This window comes from Corynebacterium macginleyi, from assembly GCF_003688935.1.
GTDB classification, from domain to species: domain Bacteria; phylum Actinomycetota; class Actinomycetes; order Mycobacteriales; family Mycobacteriaceae; genus Corynebacterium; species Corynebacterium macginleyi.
Window position 1 is genome coordinate 57,422 of the sequence record NZ_REGE01000010.1, and the last position, 20,000, is coordinate 77,421.

Consider the following 20,000-nt stretch of genomic DNA (forward strand, 5'->3'; position numbering starts at 1 on the left):
ACCGCCCGCGCGGGAGTGGTCCTACCTCCATCGCCAGAGGTACGGCTCATTGCCCGCACCCCGTCCGCGCACGCCCGTTCCTGGCCCGTAGAGCTGCCGGAACACGGTACCTGGAAGGTAAGCGGTACCGCTGGAACCGGAGTTTCTAGTTTTCTTATAGATACCGTCATTCATGCCCTCGACCGCGCCCGGGGCACGGGGGCTGATCCTGCGGGCATCCTCGTAGTTGCGGCCTCCAAGGAATCTGGTGCTCGCCTACGCCGCGAACTGTCGGAGCGCCTCGAAGATTATGCGGCGCAATCCTCTATGGTCCGTTCCATTCACTCCTTGGCCTTTGCTTTGCTGCGCAGTGCTAGTGACGAGGATGTGCGCCTTATTACCGGCGCGGAACAAGACGCCGTCATCCGGGAATTACTCGAAGGACACGCTGAATCTGGCCACGGTGAATGGCCGGAGGAAGTTCGCCCCGCCCTAGAATATGTAGGGTTTGCGCGCCAACTGCGCGATTTTCTTTTGCGCTCCATCGAACGTGGCTTAAGCCCCGCGGATTTGGAGACCCTCGGTGCCCAGTACGGCCGCGGAATGTGGGGTGCTGCGGGTAAATTCCTGCGTGAATACGAACGCGTCCAAGCCCTGTCTGGGGCGCACTCTTACTCCGCGGCCGAGCTAGTAAACCAAGTCCTTTTGCGCCCAGAACTTACGAGTTCGCATCCTTGGCACACCATCGTCGTTGATGATGCGCAGCTATTAGATCCTACGGCGGGCAAGCTCATCTCCCGCTTGGCCCCCGATGCACAATTGCTGGTCATCGGCGGCGATCCGGACCAATCCGTCTTTGCCTTCCGCGGTGCTAATTCGCAGTTTCTTGAGGAATTTGCCGCAGAACACTCCGTGGAGCTTTCGCAGCCGCACCGAACCGGATCCCCGGCCTGCGTTTCGATCGTGGATTCTGAGGGCCGCCTGCGCGATGTGGTGGCCGATACCGTGCGTCGCCGCCATTTAGACGATGGTGTGCAGTGGCGCGATATCGCCGTCATCGTGCGCTCGACGGCGGATATGGGCCAGATGCGCCGCACTTTGCTGGCCGCCGGGGTGCCCGTGCATATCAGTCCAACCGACGTGATTTTGGCAGAACAGCGCCTAGTATCTGCTCTGCTTCTTGCCCTGCGCGCCGTGGAAGAAGACCTTAGTAATGTGGAGCTCGAAGAGTTGTTGACTGGGCCGGTGGGAGGAGCGGATCCCGTCACTTTGCGCCGCCTAATTCGCGGTTTGCGCCGGTGGGCACCGGATACGCGCGGCATGGATAGTCTGCGCGAGCTCTTGCAGGGCGAGCTGCCGGAGTTCAACGGGCAACTCACCGAGCGCGAATTTTCTATTCTAGAGCGCGTACGCGCGGTGCTCGCCGCGGGCAGGCAGGCTGTACAAGCCCAGGCTTCTGTGGAAGAAATCTTATGGGAGATTTGGAGCGCTACCGAGCTGGATATGCGCCTACAGGCGGCCGCATTGCGCGGCGGCGCCACCGGCTCGCAGGCTGACCGCGACCTCGATGCGATGATGGCGCTCTTTGACGCCGCCGGTGATTACTCCGAGCGCCGCCCCGGTTCCTCATTGCAGTCTTTTCTAACTCATATCACCGAACAAGAACTGCCCACCGGCGTCCGCGACCGCCGTACCGCCATTCCGCAGGCCGTGGAGATCATCACTGCCCACGGCGCCGTCGGCCGCGAATGGGATACCGTCATCGTCGCCGGAGCCCAAGAAGGCGCGTGGCCCTCGTTGGGCGAGACCGGATCCATTTTCGGTCAAGAAGATCTCATCGATCTTCTGGATCGCGAAATTGACCCCGATACCCCTGTCAGCCACATTGCCTCCCGCTTGGCAGAAGAGCGCCGGCTCTTTCACGTCGCTACCACGCGCCACCGGAGCCGGTTACTCATCGCCGCGGTAGAAAACCCCAATGAGGATGCCTTTGCAGAACCTTCCCTCTTCATCGCGGAATTCACCGGGCGCGGGGTCGATGTGCCCGGCACAATGGCGCGCCGGGAAGCTAGCCGCGCCTTGCGCGCTACCCAATTTCCCCGCGAGCTGGGCTTAGACGTTCCTGAGCCAGCCCCTGTGTCCCTGCGCGATGGGCGCGAGGTTGATCCCCTCGACGTGGCGGTGCTTTCCGTTCCTTCCTTTGTGGCGCAATTGCGCCGCGTGGTCACGAACCCAGATTCCGGCGAAGCGGAGCGGCGCCAAGCGGCCCGGCAGCTGGCGCGCTTAGCCCAGGCGGGAATCCCCGGCGCCCATCCAGACCAGTGGTTTTCCGCGCGCTCTGTGGCATCGCATACGCCGCTGCGCGGCAGCACGAGCCTATCTCCGTCCCGGGTCGAAGCCCTGTTGAACTGCCCGCTCAAGGCGATTGTGGGAAACATCGCCGAAGATCCCAGCGGCGCCGAGCACCTCCTGCGCGGCAACCTGGCCCACCACTTCTTGGAGGCCATCGGTCGCGGCATGGATGCGGAAAAAGCCCGCTTGCTCGTCATGGAAGCCTATAAGCTCATCCTGAACGTTCCGCAGTGGCAGCTACAGAGCAAGTTGGAAGAATTCTCCCGCCTGCTAGAGCGCACGCAGCAATGGGCACAGCAATCCGAAGTCAAAAACGAACTCGCCGGGGTAGAAGTACCCGTCTACGTCGAGGTCGCCCCTGATATCCGGGTGGGCGGATTCATGGACCGCTTGATGCAGGATGGGGATGGAAATTATTTGGTCGTGGATCTCAAGACCGGTAAATCTGCAGCGACGCAGGCAGAGGCGGAAGAAAACCGCCAGTTAATGACCTACCAATTGGCTTTGTCGCGGGGAAGCTATGACGGACAGCGCGTGCGCGATGGCGAAGGGATGCCGCGCGCGGGCGGGGTGCTTGTCTATCCCGGAAAAGATTCCAGCACAATCACTACGCGTACACAAAGCCAGCTCACTGCAGAGGCGCTGGAAGATTTTTCCGCACTATTGCCGCCACTGGCGGCGGAGCTGCGCGGACCGCAGCTTACCGCGCGCACCAATAAGGATTGCGATAAGTGCCCCATTCGTACCATCTGCCCGGTGCAGGAGGAAGGAAAGATGACGATCCATGTCTAAGCAGAATTTTTCCCCGGAAGAAATAGCCCAAGCACTGGGCAAGGATTACCCACCCACTAAGGAACAAGCCCACGTCATCAAGGGTTCCTTTGGCCCCAAGCTGGTGGTGGCCGGCGCCGGTGCCGGTAAGACGGAAACGATGGCTTCCCGCGTGGTCTATTTGGTGGCCAATGGCTACGTGCGCCCAGAAGAGGTATTGGGGCTAACCTTTACGCGCAAGGCAGCACAGCAACTAGAACAGCGTATTCGGCGCCAGCTCATTCAGCTGCGCGATTCCGGGCTCATCGTCCCCGGCAGCCCCGCCGCGGAGGCACTTAACAATATCGCACCCACCGTGGCCACCTATGACTCTTATGCCGGAGAGCTCGTGCGCGAATACGGCCTTTTGGTGCCGGTGGAGCCCTCGGCGCGAATCATCACGGAGGCAGAGCGCTTCGCCATCGCCTATGACGTGGTGAAAAACTACGGCGGACAGTTATCGGATGAAAAGACCTTAGGTTCCATCACGGAAACCCTGCTCAAGATCACCTCCGATATGGACAATTCCTTGAAGGATCCGGATGATATCGCCGAGTTCGCACGCGATTTCCGCGCCGATATAGACAACCTGGAAAAGGCGCCGAGGACCAAGGGCGAGTATTCCAAGGACCTGCAGAAGTACATCAATGTCCAGGATCTACGCGTGCAGTACGTGCCTTTGATCGAGGAACTCAAGCGTGCGCAGGCAGAGCAGCAGGTCATCACCTTTGGCGAGCAGATGTCTGTAGCAGCGCGTCTCGCGCAAGAACACCCGGCGGTGGGCAAGCAACAGGCGCAGCGCTACCGCGTGATCATGTTGGATGAATATCAAGATACGTCTTATGCCCAGCGCGTGCTGCTGCGTAGCCTCTTTGGTGGGGAGCAGAAAGACATTTCCGTGACCGCGGTGGGCGATCCCATGCAGGCCATCTATGGCTGGCGTGGTGCTACCTCAGAAAACCTCACCGCATTCGTGGAGGATTTCCCGCAGGCAGATGGCACCCATGCTCCCAAGGATCAGCTCACTACCTCGTGGCGCAACCCGTCGGGTGCCTTGGAGCTGGCTAACTCGGTGGCGGCCGGGGTCTTTGCGGGCGGTCCGCGCCCCGTCGATGAGCTGCATGCGGCCCCGCACAAGGGCGAAGGTGAGATTGAGCTCGCCTATTTCGCCAGCGAGGACAAGGAACACGAGTTTATTGCCCGGAAACTAAGGCAGCAGTGGGATGCACGCGAGGGAGATGGCTTTAGCGCAGCGGTATTGGTGCGCACCAACCGGCAAACCGCAGCCATCGCAGCAGCCTTGGATGCAGTCGATGTTCCCAATGAAATTAATGGCTTGGGTGGATTGCTGTGGCAGCCGGAAATCCAGGACCTCGTAGCGCTGGCAACCATGTTGGTGCGGCCGGAGGATGCGCAAGCGGCCCTCCGCATTTTCGCGGGGCCCATGTGCGGGCTGGGCATGGGCGATATCCAAGCCCTTGCCGCGCGGCAAAAGAATTTGGCGGGGGCGAAGCAAGAGCGCCTGCAATGGGAAGAGGGCATGGATCCAGAGCAGTATCTGCGCGCTCAATTGGCGCAGCTTACGGCCGAGGCGCCTGATCAGATGGTGGGGCTTGCTGATGCCCTGGCAGACCTCGGCGAGCGCGATCGCTACACCCCGCAGGGCTTGGCGCGTATGGAAGAGGTATCCGCCAAGCTGCGCTACCTGCGCACCTACTCGCTGCCTAAGCCTTTAAGCGATCTTTTCGCAGACATCGAGGCCATTTTTAATATCCGTACTGAGGTCCTTGCCCGCGGCAGCGCGGGAGGTGCCACCCACCTGGATAAATTCGCCGATATCGTCGCGGGGTTCCACGGGGATTCCTTGTATGCGCTCCTCGATTATTTGAAGCTCGCTCGCGAACATGAAGATGGCCTTGAGCTTGGGGAGGTGCCTGCCTCCACGGATCGCGTACAAATCATGACCGTGCATAAGGCCAAGGGCTTGGAGTGGGAGCACGTCTATGTTGTGCACGCGGATTCTTCGAGCTATAAGGCACAAGCTGAGACCTTTTTGTCCAAGATTGAAAAGGTACCCGGTGAAGATGATTACATCGAGGTATCACCGGATGCGGTTACCCGCTCCGAATTCGAAAAGGCCTGCAAGGCATTCTTGGATGATGACCGCGCGCACAATGCGGAGGAGGCAGCCCGCCTCTTTTATGTGGCCCTGACCAGAACGGAGTCCACATTGACCGTTACCGGCTCCGGTACTAATAACCTTTCGGGCAAGGCCAAGAAGGGCCCGTATGAATACCTCGAAAGGCTAAAAGAATCCTTCCCCCAATACGTAGTGGAGTGGACGGTGCCCGAAAAACCGGTGGAAACCTCGGCCAATGCGGCAGAAAGCGGGCTCTTTCCGGCCCTTGAAGCAGATCCGGATGCCCTGGCCGGCGCGGAGGCGGTGCTGTCTGCCATGGAGAACCTTCCTGAGCTGAGCCACGGCGAGACCTTCGAATTGTGGGAACAGGATGCGGGCGCTCTCATTGAGGAATACAAATCCTTGCAGCAACCGGTAGTGGATGTGGAACTTCCCAGCGAGCTTACCGCTTCTGACATGGTGGCTCTGGGCAGCGACCCACTGCAGTTTGCACGCAGGCAACGCCGCCCGGTGCCGTTTAAGCCCAATTCCTATGCCAAGCGGGGCACCGCCTTCCACGCTTGGCTGGAAGAGCGCTTTGGCAGTCCAGTGCTGCTAGGGGAAGAGGAATTGCCGGGCATCAATGAGCCGGAGGACTTCGACCTGGAAGAGCTCAAGGAATCCTTCCTGAACTCCGAATGGGCGGAGCGCCAGCCGGACTTTGTGGAGGCGCCGTTTGAAATCACTATCGGCAGCGCGGTGGTGCGCGGGCGAATGGATGCCGTTTTCCGCTTGGCAGATGGCACGTGGATGGTGGTGGACTGGAAGACTGGCCGGCCACCGAAGGGAGCGGCCATGGAAGCAGCGAAGATCCAATTGGCGGTGTACGCCGAAGCCTGGCGGCGCATCCACGGCGGCGATAAAATACGTGCGGCTTTCCACTACGTTCACGATGGCTATACGTTTGAGCCAGATACTTTAGCCCGTGGTGAGGAGCTGCGTAGCCTGCTTGAATCGTCAGTAACGGGCCCTTAGGGCTAAGGTATGGGGACGGAACGCGGACGATGAATAGATAGTTGCGTCCCCGTATAACCGGCGGAATGAAAAGTCGATCCAGAAAAGAAGGCTGAGCCAGTGGCCAAAAAACGTGCGAAGGCGTTCAAAGGGCGGATTAAACAGCGCTTTTTGCCGCAAGTCGAGTTGTCCTCGCAACCTGATCACGCGCTCCTTGATGTCATCACTGTGCCCAAGGATCAAAGTGCCAGCCCGTGGCGTCAGCTGGCCAAACGCGCGCTGTGGGCATTTGGCATCTTTATCTTCGTCGTCATCATCGTCTATTTAGACGGCGATGGCTATAGCGAGGACATGTCGCTTATGGATTCCTCCTACTATGCTGCCATCACGCTGACCACCGTGGGGTATGGCGATATCGTTCCGGTCACGGTGCAATCGCGATTTATTAACCTTGTACTTATCACCCCAGCCCGCCTCGTCTTCCTTGTGTTGTTGGTCGGTGCGACGCTGTCCGTGCTCACGGACAAGGCTCGCCGCACCTTTGAAATCCAGAACTGGAGAAAACAATTGCGTAACCACACCGTCGTTATAGGCTATGGAACAAAGGGCGCCGGTGCAGTCGCCGCGCTCTTGGCAGATGACGTACCCACCTCTCAGATCGTGGTCATTGATAACAACCGTGCTTCGCTGGCGCACGCGGAACATCATGGGCTGGTCACCATCTTTGGCTCGGGTACTAAGCAAGACGTGCTCAAGGTTGCCGGGGTGGAGCATGCAAACTCCGTGGTGGTCACCCCGTCCTCGGACGATACTGCGGTGCTGTGTTGCCTATCCGTGCGCGAGCTCGCCCCTAAGGCCAAGGTTGTGGCCTCTGTGCGCGAGTCCGAAAACCGCCACCTTTTGCTCCAATCCGGTGCGGATTCCGTGGTGACTTCTGCAGAGACCGCTGGCCGTCTGCTAGGCCTTGCTACGGTGACCCCCACCGTGGTGGAAATGATGGAGGACTTGCTTTCTCCTAATGAGGGATTTTCGGTAGCTGAGCGCGCCGTGCGTGAATTCGAAGTCGGTTCCAATCCGCGCCACCTAGCGGATATTGTGCTCGCGGTGCTACGCAATAACGAACTCCACCGCGTCGATACTGCTGATGCCTCCGCGCTAAAACCCGGTGACCGCCTCTTGTACATCAAACACGATCTGGAACAACCTGCGGAAGTGCAAGATGAAGATGAGGAGGATTAATTGTATTTGCCCGTAACGGACACGGGATTAGTGCCTGCCACCGCGAGTGGAGACCCCGCAGTGGTGGAGAAATTGCCGGAAGGTGTGGGAAAGCCGGAGATAGTAGACATTGGTACGCTGCACGTTTTTGCCTGTCCAGAAGCGATTGCGCAGCGGATGGGTAAGTTGCAACCCGCCACCTTCTTTGCCAGTAACTCCCTCGTCATGCAGGCCATTGCTTTGATCCGTAATCGGTTGGAGCAGCGCTTTGACCCGCGCACGGGCCACCCACTGGACTATCCACCGCCGGGTACTATAGGCCGCGATCCGCAGGATTCACGCCGCATGGTATTCCCGCGCTTAGATCCAGCCGTCATTGGTCTCATTGAGCTCAAGGGCGAGGAGAAGATTTTGCTGGCGCGCAATCGTCGGCGCAACGGTTTCTTCTCCCTGATCGCGGGGTACGTGGAACCGGGCGAGACAATTGAGGCAGCCCTTGCCCGCGAAACCATGGAGGAAACTGGGCGGCGCATAGAGAACCTCCGCTATTGGGGATCCCAGCCGTGGCCGCCGAGCAGCTCACTTATGCTGGGCCTTTACGCAGAGACATCGGATGCTCAGGCCACCTGCCATACTGACAGGGAACTGGAAGAAATTCGGTGGGTAACCCGCGCCGAGCTGCCTAAGCTCCCGCTGGCTACCGCGGGTTCTATTGCACATGCGATGATTATGGAGTGGTATCACGGTGAATAAGCCGGATTTATCCCTGCTGGATGAGGATCAACGCCGCGCGGCCACCGCCCCGCGCGGACCGGTGTGCATTTTGGCCGGCGCGGGCACTGGTAAGACCCGTACCATTACCTATCGTATTGCCAACATGGTGGATCAAGGGTTCGTAAACCCCCAGCGGGTGTTGGCCGTGACCTTTACCGCGCGTGCCGCAGGAGAAATGCGGGATCGGCTGCGCATGATGGGTGTAGCTGGTGTGCAGGCCCAAACCTTTCACGCGGCCGCACGCCGCCAGTTGAAGTATTTCTGGCCGCAGGTCGCAGGCGATCTGCCATGGACGCTATTGGATAATAAGTTCCCGCTGGTAGGCCGCGCGGTGCGCTCGGTGGGGCTGGATAATTCTAAAGACATGATCCGCGATGTGTTAGCGGAAATCGAATGGGCGAAATCCGCACTGGTCAGCGCGGAGGATTATGAAAGTGTGATCGCAGAAACGGATCGCACCGCTCCGGCCGATGCCGCTAAGGTAGCCGAGGCCTTCCGGCGTTATGAAAAGGCCAAAGCCACCCCGGATATGATGCACTTAGACTTTGATGATCTTCTCATGCACATCGCCGGTGCCATCGAAAACGTCCCTGCTATCGCTGAAACCTTCCGTGAGCAATACCGTACCTTCGTCGTTGATGAGTACCAGGATGTCACTCCCCTGCAGCAGCGCGTGCTGAGCGCCTGGCTGGGCGATCGCGATGATCTGACCGTGGTGGGCGATGCTAACCAGACCATCTATTCCTTTAATGGCGCTTCGCCGGAGTACCTGCTGAATTTTTCGCGTAGCTATCCGGACGGGACCATCGTCAAGCTGCAGCGAGACTATCGCTCCACGCCGCAGGTAACGGATTTGGCGAACCGGGTCATCGGCAAGGCTACAGGGCGCGCGGCGGGTACCCGCCTGGAGCTGCAAGGAATGCGCGAGCCTGGGCCGGAACCGACGTTTAAGGCCTATGAGTCCGAGGAAAACGAGGCGCAGGAGGTGGCCGGTCAGGTGCTAACCCTGCTCAATCAGGGTGTGCCGGCCTCAGAAATTGCCATTTTGTACCGTATCAACGCCCAGTCGGAGCAATTTGAGCAAGCACTCGCTGATGCTGGAGTGGTCTACCAGGTCCGCGGCGGTGAAGGCTTTTTCCGTCGCCCAGAGATTGTGGAGGCTATTCGCGTGCTCATAGCCGCCACGCGCCGCGATGATTTACCGGAGGACCCAGTGGCGATTGCGCGGGCCGCCTTCGTCGAACTCGGATTCAGTGCCATCGAACCGCAGGGCGCGCAGGCCCGCGAACGCTGGCAATCGCTGAACGCTCTGGTGGCGTTGATCGAGAAAATCGTGGAATCTACCCCGGACATCGATCTCAATGGGGTGCTGGGTGAGTTGCGGCGTCGCTCCACCGATAAGCAAGCCCCCGCCATGGAAGGCGTGACCCTCGCTACGGTGCACGCGGCCAAAGGCTTGGAATGGGACGCCGTCTTCCTCGTCGGATTGAGCGAAAAACTCATGCCCATCAATCACGCCATTAAGGCGGGCGATGAGCAGATCGAGGAAGAACGCCGCCTGTTTTATGTAGGCATTACTCGCGCCCGCGAACATCTGGCCCTGTCGTGGGCATTGGCGAAGACCGCCGGTTCCCGGGCCTCCCGGGAGCGCACCCGATTCCTTGATGGAATTGCCCCCGGCGTGGAACCGTCTGCAGGAAGTGGCAGGTCCCGCCGCCCGAAACGTTGCCGCGTATGCAGCGGCGTTTTAGAAACCCCGGCGGAAAAGGTCATTGGTCGGCACGACAATTGTGAGGGCAATGGCGATGACGACGTCTTTTCTGCCCTGCGTTCCTGGCGTGCGCAGGTTGCCCGGGAGGAAAAAGTTCCGGCTTATGTCATCTTTACCGATGCCACTTTGCAGGCCATGTCGGAAGAGCTGCCGGCAGATGAGGCGGAGTTGCTATCTATTTCCGGAATAGGCCCCAATAAATTGGAACGCTATGGCTGCCAGATCCTGGAGGTCATTCGATCGGCGAGGTTGTAGATAAATTTACCTTGCCTCCGAAACACACCGGGCATCGCGGATGGGCGATGGCTGTGCGCTGTTGGTGGCGGCCGTAGACATCAACCTCCCATTGTTGTCCCGGTCGTGGGAAGGCGGTGGGCGCGCCTGGCGGTAGGGGTCGTTTGCTTAGACGGCGAATTACCACCTGTGCTTGGGCCGCTACCGCATCGATGACCAGCTTTTCCGGCTGCCTGCGCACCTTGGTGAGTTGAGAGGCAATGGTCGTCCACTGCGGATCCGCATCCACGCGGTGCAGGTGAATGCACAGTGGGCAGGGCCCTTGCCCCTCGACGCGCAGGGGACCGATGATGCCGCGGTTATCTAGTAGGGAGACAGGTAACCAGGTAGTCGGGGTGCCGGCGAGGGCATTGGCACAATCGATCGGGCAGTGGAGCTGGTCGATAGCAAGCACCGTAAAGAGGCCGTCAAGATCGTGGATATAAGAAAATATATTGTCCTCATCAAGGGGAATGCGCACAGTATAACCATCTGTGTGCAAGCGGGCACGTAGCTCCATGGCAAGCGGAGATTCACCCAGCATGATGATGGTCTCAGGCTGCGTAGGCTGGGGTGGCTGTGGCCAGAGGATGCCATAAGCCAATGTATCCTCGATGAGACTATTAGCGGCAACGCTATCCAAGCCGGCCGCTTCCAACCGCGCGGCCAACTCCTCGGAATCGACCGGCTGATGTGCCGTGGCAAAGGCGCGGGCCACGCCCGGCGCATTGCCCGTGTCCGCCACCGCGACCCGGGTGGCATCCATTCCGAATTGCACCACGGATTTCTCGCGGCAAAATACACCACACCCTGGTGCCAATGTCACGAACTGAGCCGTGCCCTGTGAGGCAGTCACTAATTCCCCCTCAAATCCCCTCTAACACCCCGAACACGGCATACACGCCGCATGTGCCTCCATTGCACCACAGGTACAATGACCTGTCATGTCGAAGACGCCATCACCGGAAAGCAACCACCGTGAAGTCAAGGTTATCCGCTCCGCGCGGCGGCGTAGGTCGGTGCAGGCGCGCATGGTGGCTGGGGTATTGGAAGTGCGCATCCCAGATTGGATGTCAGCTGATGAAGAAAACGAGGCGGTACAGGATATGCTCGCGCGTTTAGAGAAGAAAACCGGTAGTGCCGTGCAGACTGATGCGGCGCTTCTTCAGCGCGCTGAGCAGCTCAACGCGCAGTACCTGGAAGGGCGCGCGCGGATCGGTTCTATTCGGTGGGTGAGTAATCAGAATACGCGGTGGGGTAGTTGTACTACCTCCACCGCGGATATCCGGCTGAGCAACCGCCTACAGCAGGTGCCAGATTATGTGCTGGACTCGGTCATCATTCATGAGTTGACCCATACCTTCATCCCACGCCACGGAAGCGAATTTTGGCGGTGGGCAGATAGGGCTCCCTACGCCGAGCGGGCCAAGGGCTACCTTGAAGCCTATCAGCGCTGGGGTGGTTAGCGCGGGGCGCTAACCACGGAAACGACTAATCGCGGGGACAGGTTACTTATCTGTGCCGCCGTTGTCCTTGTCGGTGTTTTCGTCGCTGTCCTCATCGTTGTCGCTGTCCTGAGAATTTTTGTCCGTGTCGCCGTTTTTAAGCATTTCTTCCAGCTTCGCAAATTCTTCTTCGAAGTCCTCGTCCGGCTCGTCATCCAAGAGGGAATCAATGAAGGCAGCCGGGTTATCGAGGTGGCCTGCGGTAGGCAGGAAGTCTGTGTGGTCCCAGGCTTTATCGCGCTTTTCAGTACCCACGGCAACGGTGGCGCGGCGCCACAACTCAGCGGCCTCGGTCACCTTGGGGGCGTTGAGTTCGATGCCGACGACTTTACTGAAGGCCTGTTCAGCGGAGCCGCCGGTGCTGCGACGGTGCGACCACGCTTCAGTGAGCTTCGCGGTGGAGGGGATACGTGCGCCCAATGCCTCGCTCACGACGTGCTCGGCCCAGCCCTCAACCAAGGCCAGCAGGGTTTCTAGCCGTGAGGCAGCAACGGTGTTCTTAGAGGTAATGCGCGGGGAGAGATCCATCCCCTGCAACTTCCTCATTGCCTCTTGGATGGCCTGTGGATCACCGGATTCCAGGTTGAGCTCGCGGGCGAGCTCTTCAATGTGGGAGGTGTCAATCACCAGGCCGATGGCGTATTCTTCCACGGAAGAGACAATGCGCTCTACCAGCCATGGCACGTGTTTGAACAAGCGCTGGCGGGCTGCCTCGCGCGCGGCAATATAGACCAGTACCTCTTGGGCAGGAAGGTTAAGATCGCGTGCGACCTTCTGAATGTTATGCGGCAAGAGTGCCACCGTATTGGCAGGGACGATGGGCAGGCCAAAGTCGGAGCCGGTTAGCGCCTGACTGGCCAGATCCCCCAAGGCGTGGCCTAGCTGCATGCCAAAATTCATGCTGGACATCTGGCCCATCATCGTGGTCATTGGTCCCAACATCTCGCGGGCCTCTGCCGGCATGGACTCTAGCTGTGCATCGTTCATGTGTTGGGCCACCGGGGTGACCATGCGCTCCCAGGCGGGCATGGTTTCTTCTAACCAGTGTTTGCAATCCCATGCCTGTGGGGCGCCGGAGGCGGTGGGGAGAATAGAAGCATCATCAAGCCAGAGTTCTGCCAGACGCACCGATTCTTGTATTGCCTTAGAATCTTCGGCGCTAATTTCTTTCGACTGTGGGATCTGCTGCAGGGCGATGCGCTTGGCCATGTCGTAATTAACCGGCCCAGAGTTTTGAGGCGAGTTCATGGACGAGCCCATGCCGGATAGCATCTGACCGAACTGGTTCAGCATGTCTCCGAGGCCGCCACCACTTCCGCCGCCGAATGCGGCGAACGGGTTCTGGTCACGACGCCCGTCATGATCGTCGTCATCGTTATTGGGGAAAGAAAAACCGAATCCGTTGCTCATGCGCTCTAATCTACCGGCACGGCGCGGAAAGTTTCCATGATCACAGCAACGCTGACAGCGAACAGTACAGCGAAGGTTGTAGGCTATTGCTTCGTGAATTCTCCTGCCAGCCGTCGCGTCCGCACCATTGCCTGGGGTGCCATTCCCGTTGTGCTCACTGGTGCGTTGGTATCGCTTGACCATATTCCGGGCACCGATATCTCGCTGACCGTTCCTTATGCCGCCGAAGGCCCTGGCCCCACCGTGGATACGCTGGGCGAGGTAGATGGCACCCAAGTCGTTGATGTGCAGGCGCCGAAGACCTATGAACCCAGTGGGCACCTTAATATGACCACGGTGTCCGTGCGCACCAATATGACCTTAGCGCAGGCGCTGGGGCGCTGGGCTCTTACCGATGACACCTTGGTGCCTATTGATACCGTCATTCCGCAAAACATGACGGATGAGGAGGTCCACGAATCCAATAAGCAGGCCTTTGCCCAGTCTGAATCCGCAGCCACCATCGCGGCAATGGACTATTTGCACCTGCCGGTCAAAATCACCGTGGCCGAGGTCATTGAGGAGGGTGCTGCCTCGGATCATCTCCAAGAAGATGATGTCATCACCGCTGTCGATGGCATCCACGTCACCAAACCGAGCGAGGTCCAAGATATCATCAAGGACAAAAGCCCCGGCGACAAGGTAAAAATCAGCATTAACCGCGGGAACAAAAAGCTCAGTGTAGAAATCTCATTGGGTGAAAATCCGCACGATAAGGGCAAGGCATTGCTGGGGATTGCCATGTTATCGCAACCCACGGACGATATCTCGGTGACTTATAACCTGCAGGATATCGGCGGGCCGTCAGCGGGAATGATGTTTACCCTGGCGGTGATCGACAAGCTCAGCGAGGAAGATTTAACCGGCGGCACCTTCGTGGCCGGCACCGGCACCATTCAGGCTGATAGCAAGGTCGGGCCGATCGGCGGCATCGAGCATAAAATCGCCGCCGCACACGATGCTGGAGCCGAGCTCTTCTTGGCGCCCAAAGGCAACTGCGCGGCAGTGGCCAGAAGCGACCACGGCGATATGACCATTGCGGAGGTAGGCAACCTCGACGATGCCGTGGCGGCTATGAAGGACTTTGCGGCGGGCAAAGACATCAAGCAATGCAGCGAATGAGGCCGGTTCCTAGTCCTGTACCAAGCCTAGCTCCTTAATCTTCTCTTCCGGGTCCACTTGGTCCGAAGAAATCATCTGCTGCATGACCAGGCCTTCCTTATTATCCACCACGGTGATAACCGCCGTGGTGCCCAATGTGGACCAGCCGACGACGCGGTCCCCGTCGTCCACGATGGTATGTGAGCTGCGTAGCTCGGTGAGGACTTGAGTGGTTTGGGAGGCCTTGGAATGGGAATTAAAGAACTGGAATTGTCCCACCTTATGACCGGAGCAATTGTAGGAAGAATCCCCGCCGGTGGAATCGCAGCGCTCAAATTGGGCGAATAAGTCCTTCGGCGCGAGCGACTTAAACACGTCGTAGACTGTGGTAACTGACTCATCCAACTTCCCGCTAGCACTTGGCTCCTTAGCGGTACTTTCCTTGGAAGCTTTGTCTCCCTCTTTAACTGCCGGTTCTGATTTCGCGGAGAACTCAGTGCTCGATGCTGCGGATTCCTTGTCGCTTTCGGGTGTTGTGGCGGTGGCCGCGGAGGTGGCTAGTATGCGGGCATCCTCAGGCGCATCAGCACCCGAAGAACAACCTGCCACACCCACGCTGAGCCCCAGCAGCACCGCCGCGGTAGCGGTACGGAAAGACGATAGGTGGCATAAAGGAAGGCGTCGCACTGTATAGAACTCCTCGGTTGCGGGCTTAATTGCCACCTAGTCTAGTGCATCCGGATCCTGATCGAGGCCATAGCGCAGCGCAGCGATCACGCCAGGGGCCACCTGCGGGCCACCGCGCAGCTGAATATCGTCCTCAGCAAAGGGGCCTGCTGCTTCTAGCTCTTCCTCGGTGGGGCGCAGCTGCAGCAAGGTGGTCTCAATTCCCTCCTCGCGGAGGACACCCGAATACAGGCGCGCTGGGCGAGGGTAGGGGTCTTCGCTTGAGGTATCCCGGAAATTGATCTCCTGGGCCAAGATGACACCAGCTACCTCGCGAGGCCAGGCCAAGCGGGAGACATAATCTGCCAATTCCTCGGAACCTGGCTCAATGTTTTCCGGGACATTGTCTTGGACGATAAGGGTTAGCGGGGACGCGGTGTCTGCGTCCATGGTAGCTAACTGATCCGCCACCAAATGGGTGGGAACAAGGGCGAAAATGGTGGGGCGGGCGTCCCATCCTTCGGCGTGGACAAAATCGACGGCCTCCGTCATAGCGCGGTTTAAAGCTGGCTGTGATAGTTCGGGGGAACTCATAGACATCCTTATTCGTTATCTGTGTATTGCTTCCTTAAACTGGAAAAGTCTACATGTTAAAAATTCGCACTATCTGATTGGAGCTGGCGTTGTCCCTAGGGTCATCCACACCAGCCGCCCCATTGAAGCGGCCCCCTAAGGTCGCGACAATTATTGCGGCCATCACTGCCGTCCTCTTATTTTTCGGTCCCATGCTCGTGGGCATGTATACGGATTGGAGGTGGTTTGGCTCCATTGATTACCGCAGTGTTTTCACCACTGCGATTACTGCTCGCATAGTTCTTTTTATCATCTTCGGGTTAGTTGCTGCCGTAGTGGTGTGGGCTGCTGGGCTCTGTGCTTGGCGCGGTCGCCCTGATTCCTTGGATATGGGAGATCTGAACTCGCCGGTTTATCAATACCGCCAGTCCATTGAAAAGTCCATGGGCACGCTGTTCAAGGTTATCCCAGCTATCGTGGGTATCATCGCCGGTTTTATCGGCCAGTCCCATTGGCGCACTGTGATGCTATTTCTCAACGGCCAGGATTTTGGCGTGCAAGATCCTCAATTCCATCACGATTTGGGTTTTTATGCCTTTACGCTGCCCGTATTGCAGATAGTGGTCAGTACTTTGTCCATCCTGCTCGTGCTCGCCTTCCTTATTGCACTGTTCGGCCACTATATTTTGGGCGGAATCCGCATTGGCAATAATGCCGCGGGGGTGCGCGGGTCCATTTCCCGCGCAGCGCGCCTGCAGCTAGCCATTACGGCTGGGCTGTGGATGGTGGTCCAGGTCGCCGGCTATTGGCTAGAGCGTTATAGGCTGCTGTATTCCGAGCATGACCTCTTTACTGGTGGATCCTATACGGATATCCATGCCTACCTGCCCGCGAAGATCATTTTGATGATCATTGGTGTCTTCGTCGCCATTGCTTTGTTTATGGCCGTTGTCATCAAAGATCTGCGCATTCCCGGTCTCGCCGTGGTGCTCATGCTTGCCTCTTCCCTGATCATTGGCCAGGCATGGCCGATGCTGATGGAGCGCTTCTCGGTACAGCCAAATCGCCAGGCAAAAGAAAATGAGTCCATTGCCCGCAATATTGAGGCTACGCGTTATGCTTATGGGCTTACTGATGACCACGTGACTTATAAAGAAAACTGGGGCGGTGATGATGTATCGGATGACAAGGTTGCCTCCGATAACGCCACCATCAACAACCTGCGCCTGCTAGATCCGGAGGTTTTGTCGCCGACGTTTACCCAGATGCAGCAGCTGAAAAACTTTTATGGTTTCCCAGAAACTCTGTCAATGGACCGCTACAAAATCGATGGCACATTGCGTGACTTCGTCGTTGCTGCCCGTGAGTTGGATCCGAATGAGCTGCGTGAAAACCAGTCTGACTGGATTAACCGTCACACCGTTTATACTCACGGCAACGGATTCGTAGCCGCGCAAGCCAATACCGTTGATGAGGTTGCCCGCGATGCTGGTTCCGCCCGCGGTGGTTACCCCATCTTCACCGTTTCTGACCTGCAAACCCAGGCCGGCGAGTCCGAGGGTGAAGGCGAGACTCAGGATGCTGAGAAGTCCTTGGGAATCAAGGTTGATCAGCCCCGCATTTACTATGGTCCGGTCATTGCAAGTGCTGCCGATAACCTGGACTACGCCATTACCGGTACCACCGGCGAAAACCCGGTGGAGTATGACACCGATAGCACCAACTACACCTATAACGGTAAGGGTGGCGTTGAGATTGGCAATCTCTTTGACCGAACTATGTATGCCGCCAAGTACCGTGAGTTGAATTTCCTGCTTTCGGACCGTGTGGGCAGCGAATCCAAGCTGCTTTATGACCGTGATCCCCGCGAGCGTGTGGAGAAGGTTGCCCCATGGTTGACCACCGATTCCGCCACCTACCCGGCCGTCATCGATGGACACATAAAGTGGATCGTCGATGGCTATACCACCCTGGATTCCCTGCCGTACTCCCAGCGCGCTTCGCTTTCCGATGCCACCCAGGACGCCCTCAATCCAGATGGCACCACCCAGCGCTTGGTCAACGACAAAGTGGGCTATATCCGCAACTCCGTGAAAGCGACGGTGGACGCCTATGACGGAAGCGTGGACCTTTACGAGTTTGATAAGGAAGATCCCGTACTCAAGGCCTGGGAAGGTGTATTCCCGGATGTGGTCAAGCCGGAATCCGAGATTTCTGACGAGCTGCGCGAGCACTTCCGCTACCCGGAGGACATGTTCAAGGTGCAGCGCGACCTCTTGGCCCGCTATCATGTCGACGACCCGAATGTGTTCTTCAACAACGACGCCTTCTGGTCCGTGCCGAACGACCCAACCGCGGAGGAATCCCGCGATCTGAACCAGCCGCCGTACTACGTGATGGCTGCTGATCCGGAAACCGGCGAGCCGAGCTTCCAGCTGACCACCTCGTACCGTGGTTTGAACCGTGAGTTCCTGTCCGCCCACATGGCGGTATCGTCCGATCCCGATACCTACGGCGATATCACCGTTCGGGTATTGCCGACCAATACGCAGACACAGGGCCCGAAGCAGGCACAGGACGCCATGATGTCCTCCGACCAGGTAGCCCGTGACCGCACCCTGTGGGAGGGCACTAACGATTTGCACAACGGCAACCTCCTGGCCCTGCCAGTCGGCGGCGGTGAGATTCTTTACCTCGAACCGATTTACTCGCAGCGCAAAGATCAGGCCTCCGCTTTCCCGAAGCTGTTGCGCGTGCTCGTGTCCTACAAAGGCCGTGTGGGCTACGCACCGACTATCGGGGAGGCCCTGGAGCAGGTTGGAATCGACGCCAAGTCCGCCCAAAATATCGAGGAAATTGAGGGCGATTCCGGCGACGGTGATGCCGATAAGGATAACTCTTCTGCGGATAAAAAGGACGAAAAGAAGGAATCCGCTGCGGAATCCGCTCCGGCTACGGCTCCTCGTGGCTCCGATCAAGCAGGCGCTATCGATGACATCAACAAGGCCTTGAAGGGCTTGGAAGCTGCCCGCGATGGTTCCTTCGAAGAGTACGGCCGCGCCCTAGATGAGTTGGACAAGGCAGTTCAGTCCTACCAGAAGTCCGAGGGCTAAAACTCGCACTCCTCTCACTTAGAAATTAGGAAATAAGGCACCTACCCAGGGGATTTGGGTAGGTGCCTTACTGTCTGTATAGTTACAGAAGTCGCCGGGACAGAGAGGGTGCACTCAGTGCTCACAAACTGTTCTAGTGCGGATGACGGAAGTCATCTCGACGCGGGGTGGAGCAGCTCGGTAGCTCGCTGGGCTCATAACCCAGAGGTCGTAGGTTCGAATCCTGCCCCCGCTACCAACTTCCAAGCCCCTACCAGTAGAAACACTGGTAGGGGCTTTAGTTATTTCTCTTAAAGTGCACGCCGTGGGACTCAAATTGGGACTTTAGCGATGGCATTTTGTGGGTTAAGGGTCAAAATGTGGGGTTAAGTAGCAAAATGTGTGTCTGGCTCGGCGTGTTGCCTGGGCTAGATTTGGCCTTTTTGGAAGCCAATTGAATGGGTGTAGTTGGTGTCGATAGCGTTGTCGTAGAAGGCTGGTCGGCCTGTTTCCGGGTCGGCTGTGTTGTGGTCTTCTGGGGTAAGGCCTTGGACTTTGGCGAGTTGGTCCTGGCCCCAGTTGGACTGTCTGGCGATTTCTACGGGATCGTCGGGCAGTTCTGTTTTTAGATACAGTCACCACTTAAGCATTCGGCGTTGGTGTATTCCGCGTCGTCCGCGGTGCGTGCGTGCTAGTAGTTTCAGCTGGGAGTTGATTCCGCCTTTAAGGCTGTTGGTGGTGGCTTTGATCGGGTGTGTGTCAAGGGCTCCTTCGGGTGGGTTGAGGTAGACAAACAGCAGTTCATTGCGCCAGAGGTGGTTGAGACTGTTGTAGGCCTTGCGCACGCTGGCATGGGTCCAGGTGTGCGTCCAACGACCACTCCGGCGCGGGGGCTTCGCGTGTTTTTTTTGGGGGGCGATGGGTTGTAACCAGTCCCGCAACAGTGCGCGTTGTATAGTGACTAAAGAGCGGCACCGCCGTTTTGGAGGCCGGCGTGGTGACTAGGGAGTTAGAGAATGATGAAAGGTTGCGTCCGCTAGTGTGGTGTATCTGTTACTCGGGTGAGGCCTCGTGCCGGTGCACATAAAGGCGACCACCGCGAGCGTGTCAAGTTGTTTGTGTGTGGGGTTAGGTTTATAGGTATTTGTCGAAGCGGTCGGGAAAGGCCACGGCCATGTGGTTGATGGCTTGTTTCCAACCGGATACTCGCGCTCCTTCCACGAGTCTGCTGGCTGTAGCTGAGGCCCGTTTGCCTTGCTTGGCTCTCTTTAAGGCTCGTTTGTCTTCGATATTGCAGATCATCA

12 protein-coding genes, 1 tRNA gene and 2 pseudogenes are annotated in these 20,000 nt (G+C 58.1%); 9 read left to right on the forward strand and 6 right to left on the reverse strand.

The window, feature by feature from the left end; all coding sequences use genetic code 11:
• Positions 1–15 precede the first annotated feature (15 nt).
• The 5 genes from D9V82_RS07915 (at position 16) to D9V82_RS07935 (ending at position 10,292) form a co-directional block, all read left to right on the forward strand.
• The gene (locus tag D9V82_RS07915; RefSeq protein ID WP_204084084.1) at positions 16–3,123 is read left to right on the forward strand and encodes an ATP-dependent DNA helicase; all 3,108 of its coding nucleotides are present in this window, start codon (positions 16–18) and stop codon (positions 3,121–3,123) included.
• Positions 3,116–6,295 carry an ATP-dependent helicase gene (locus D9V82_RS07920; protein ID WP_121911865.1) on the forward strand — a complete coding sequence of 1,060 codons (3,180 nt, stop codon included), beginning with the start codon at positions 3,116–3,118 and terminating at the stop codon, positions 6,293–6,295. The genes D9V82_RS07915 and D9V82_RS07920 overlap by 8 nt, the downstream gene beginning before the upstream one ends.
• Positions 6,296–6,394: 99 nt before the next feature.
• Entirely contained in the window at positions 6,395–7,513 is a 1,119-nt protein-coding gene (locus tag D9V82_RS07925) for a potassium channel family protein (RefSeq protein ID WP_121911866.1), read from the forward strand.
• Positions 7,514–8,245, forward strand: coding sequence for an NAD(+) diphosphatase (locus D9V82_RS07930; RefSeq protein WP_121911867.1), 732 nt, complete (start codon positions 7,514–7,516; stop codon positions 8,243–8,245). It begins immediately after the preceding gene.
• Positions 8,238–10,292, forward strand: coding sequence for an ATP-dependent DNA helicase UvrD2 (locus D9V82_RS07935; protein ID WP_121911868.1), 2,055 nt, complete (start codon positions 8,238–8,240; stop codon positions 10,290–10,292). The genes D9V82_RS07930 and D9V82_RS07935 overlap by 8 nt, the downstream gene beginning before the upstream one ends.
• On the opposite strand, the gene D9V82_RS07940 is transcribed toward D9V82_RS07935, so the two are convergent.
• On the reverse strand, positions 10,270–11,166 hold the full coding sequence (locus D9V82_RS07940) for a hypothetical protein (protein ID WP_238996119.1): 897 nt from the start codon (positions 11,164–11,166) through the stop codon (positions 10,270–10,272). The genes D9V82_RS07935 and D9V82_RS07940 overlap by 23 nt on opposite strands.
• Before the next feature lie 88 nt (positions 11,167–11,254).
• On the opposite strand from D9V82_RS07940, the gene D9V82_RS07945 reads away from it, so the two are divergent.
• A complete protein-coding gene (locus D9V82_RS07945; protein WP_121911869.1) occupies positions 11,255–11,776 on the forward strand; it encodes a M48 metallopeptidase family protein in 522 nt (173 codons plus the stop codon).
• A 42-nt stretch (positions 11,777–11,818) separates the two neighbouring features.
• Here D9V82_RS07945 and D9V82_RS07950 read toward each other — a convergent pair whose 3' ends face one another.
• The gene (locus D9V82_RS07950; RefSeq protein WP_121911870.1) at positions 11,819–13,225 is read right to left on the reverse strand and encodes a zinc-dependent metalloprotease; all 1,407 of its coding nucleotides are present in this window, start codon (positions 13,223–13,225) and stop codon (positions 11,819–11,821) included.
• A 93-nt stretch (positions 13,226–13,318) separates the two neighbouring features.
• On the opposite strand from D9V82_RS07950, the gene D9V82_RS07955 reads away from it, so the two are divergent.
• Positions 13,319–14,386, forward strand: coding sequence for a YlbL family protein (locus D9V82_RS07955; protein WP_121911871.1), 1,068 nt, complete (start codon positions 13,319–13,321; stop codon positions 14,384–14,386).
• A gap of 9 nt (positions 14,387–14,395) precedes the next feature.
• Here D9V82_RS07955 and D9V82_RS07960 read toward each other — a convergent pair whose 3' ends face one another.
• Together D9V82_RS07960 and D9V82_RS07965 are read right to left on the reverse strand one after the other, a co-directional pair.
• A complete protein-coding gene (locus D9V82_RS07960; protein ID WP_121911881.1) occupies positions 14,396–15,052 on the reverse strand; it encodes a beta-N-acetylglucosaminidase in 657 nt (218 codons plus the stop codon).
• A gap of 36 nt (positions 15,053–15,088) precedes the next feature.
• The gene (locus tag D9V82_RS07965; protein WP_121911872.1) at positions 15,089–15,625 is read right to left on the reverse strand and encodes a PPA1309 family protein; all 537 of its coding nucleotides are present in this window, start codon (positions 15,623–15,625) and stop codon (positions 15,089–15,091) included.
• Positions 15,626–15,747: 122 nt separating this feature from the next.
• Between D9V82_RS07965 and D9V82_RS07970 the strand changes: the two genes are divergently transcribed.
• Both D9V82_RS07970 and D9V82_RS07975 read left to right on the forward strand, forming a co-directional pair.
• The gene (locus tag D9V82_RS07970; protein WP_200440820.1) at positions 15,748–18,717 is read left to right on the forward strand and encodes a UPF0182 family protein; all 2,970 of its coding nucleotides are present in this window, start codon (positions 15,748–15,750) and stop codon (positions 18,715–18,717) included.
• A 161-nt stretch (positions 18,718–18,878) separates the two neighbouring features.
• Positions 18,879–18,955, forward strand: a tRNA-Met gene (locus D9V82_RS07975).
• Between the two features lie 169 nt (positions 18,956–19,124).
• On the opposite strand, the pseudogene D9V82_RS07980 reads toward D9V82_RS07975, so the two are convergent.
• Both D9V82_RS07980 and D9V82_RS12655 read right to left on the reverse strand, forming a co-directional pair.
• Positions 19,125–19,577: pseudogene (locus D9V82_RS07980) on the reverse strand (IS1249 family transposase); the annotation flags it as partial.
• Positions 19,578–19,830: 253 nt separating this feature from the next.
• Positions 19,831–20,000: pseudogene (locus D9V82_RS12655) on the reverse strand (IS256 family transposase); the annotation flags it as partial.

What these genes read in the sequence shown, in the direction of transcription:
- D9V82_RS07920 (WP_121911865.1), top strand. Translation starts at nt 3,116, where the DNA reads ATGTCTAAGCAGAATTTTTCCCCGGAAGAAATAGCCCAAGCACTGGGC.
- D9V82_RS07945 (WP_121911869.1), top strand. Translation starts at nt 11,255, where the DNA reads ATGTCGAAGACGCCATCACCGGAAAGCAACCACCGTGAAGTCAAGGTT.
- D9V82_RS07950 (WP_121911870.1), bottom strand. Translation starts at nt 13,225, where the DNA reads ATGAGCAACGGATTCGGTTTTTCTTTCCCCAATAACGATGACGACGAT.
- D9V82_RS07965 (WP_121911872.1), bottom strand. Translation starts at nt 15,625, where the DNA reads ATGAGTTCCCCCGAACTATCACAGCCAGCTTTAAACCGCGCTATGACG.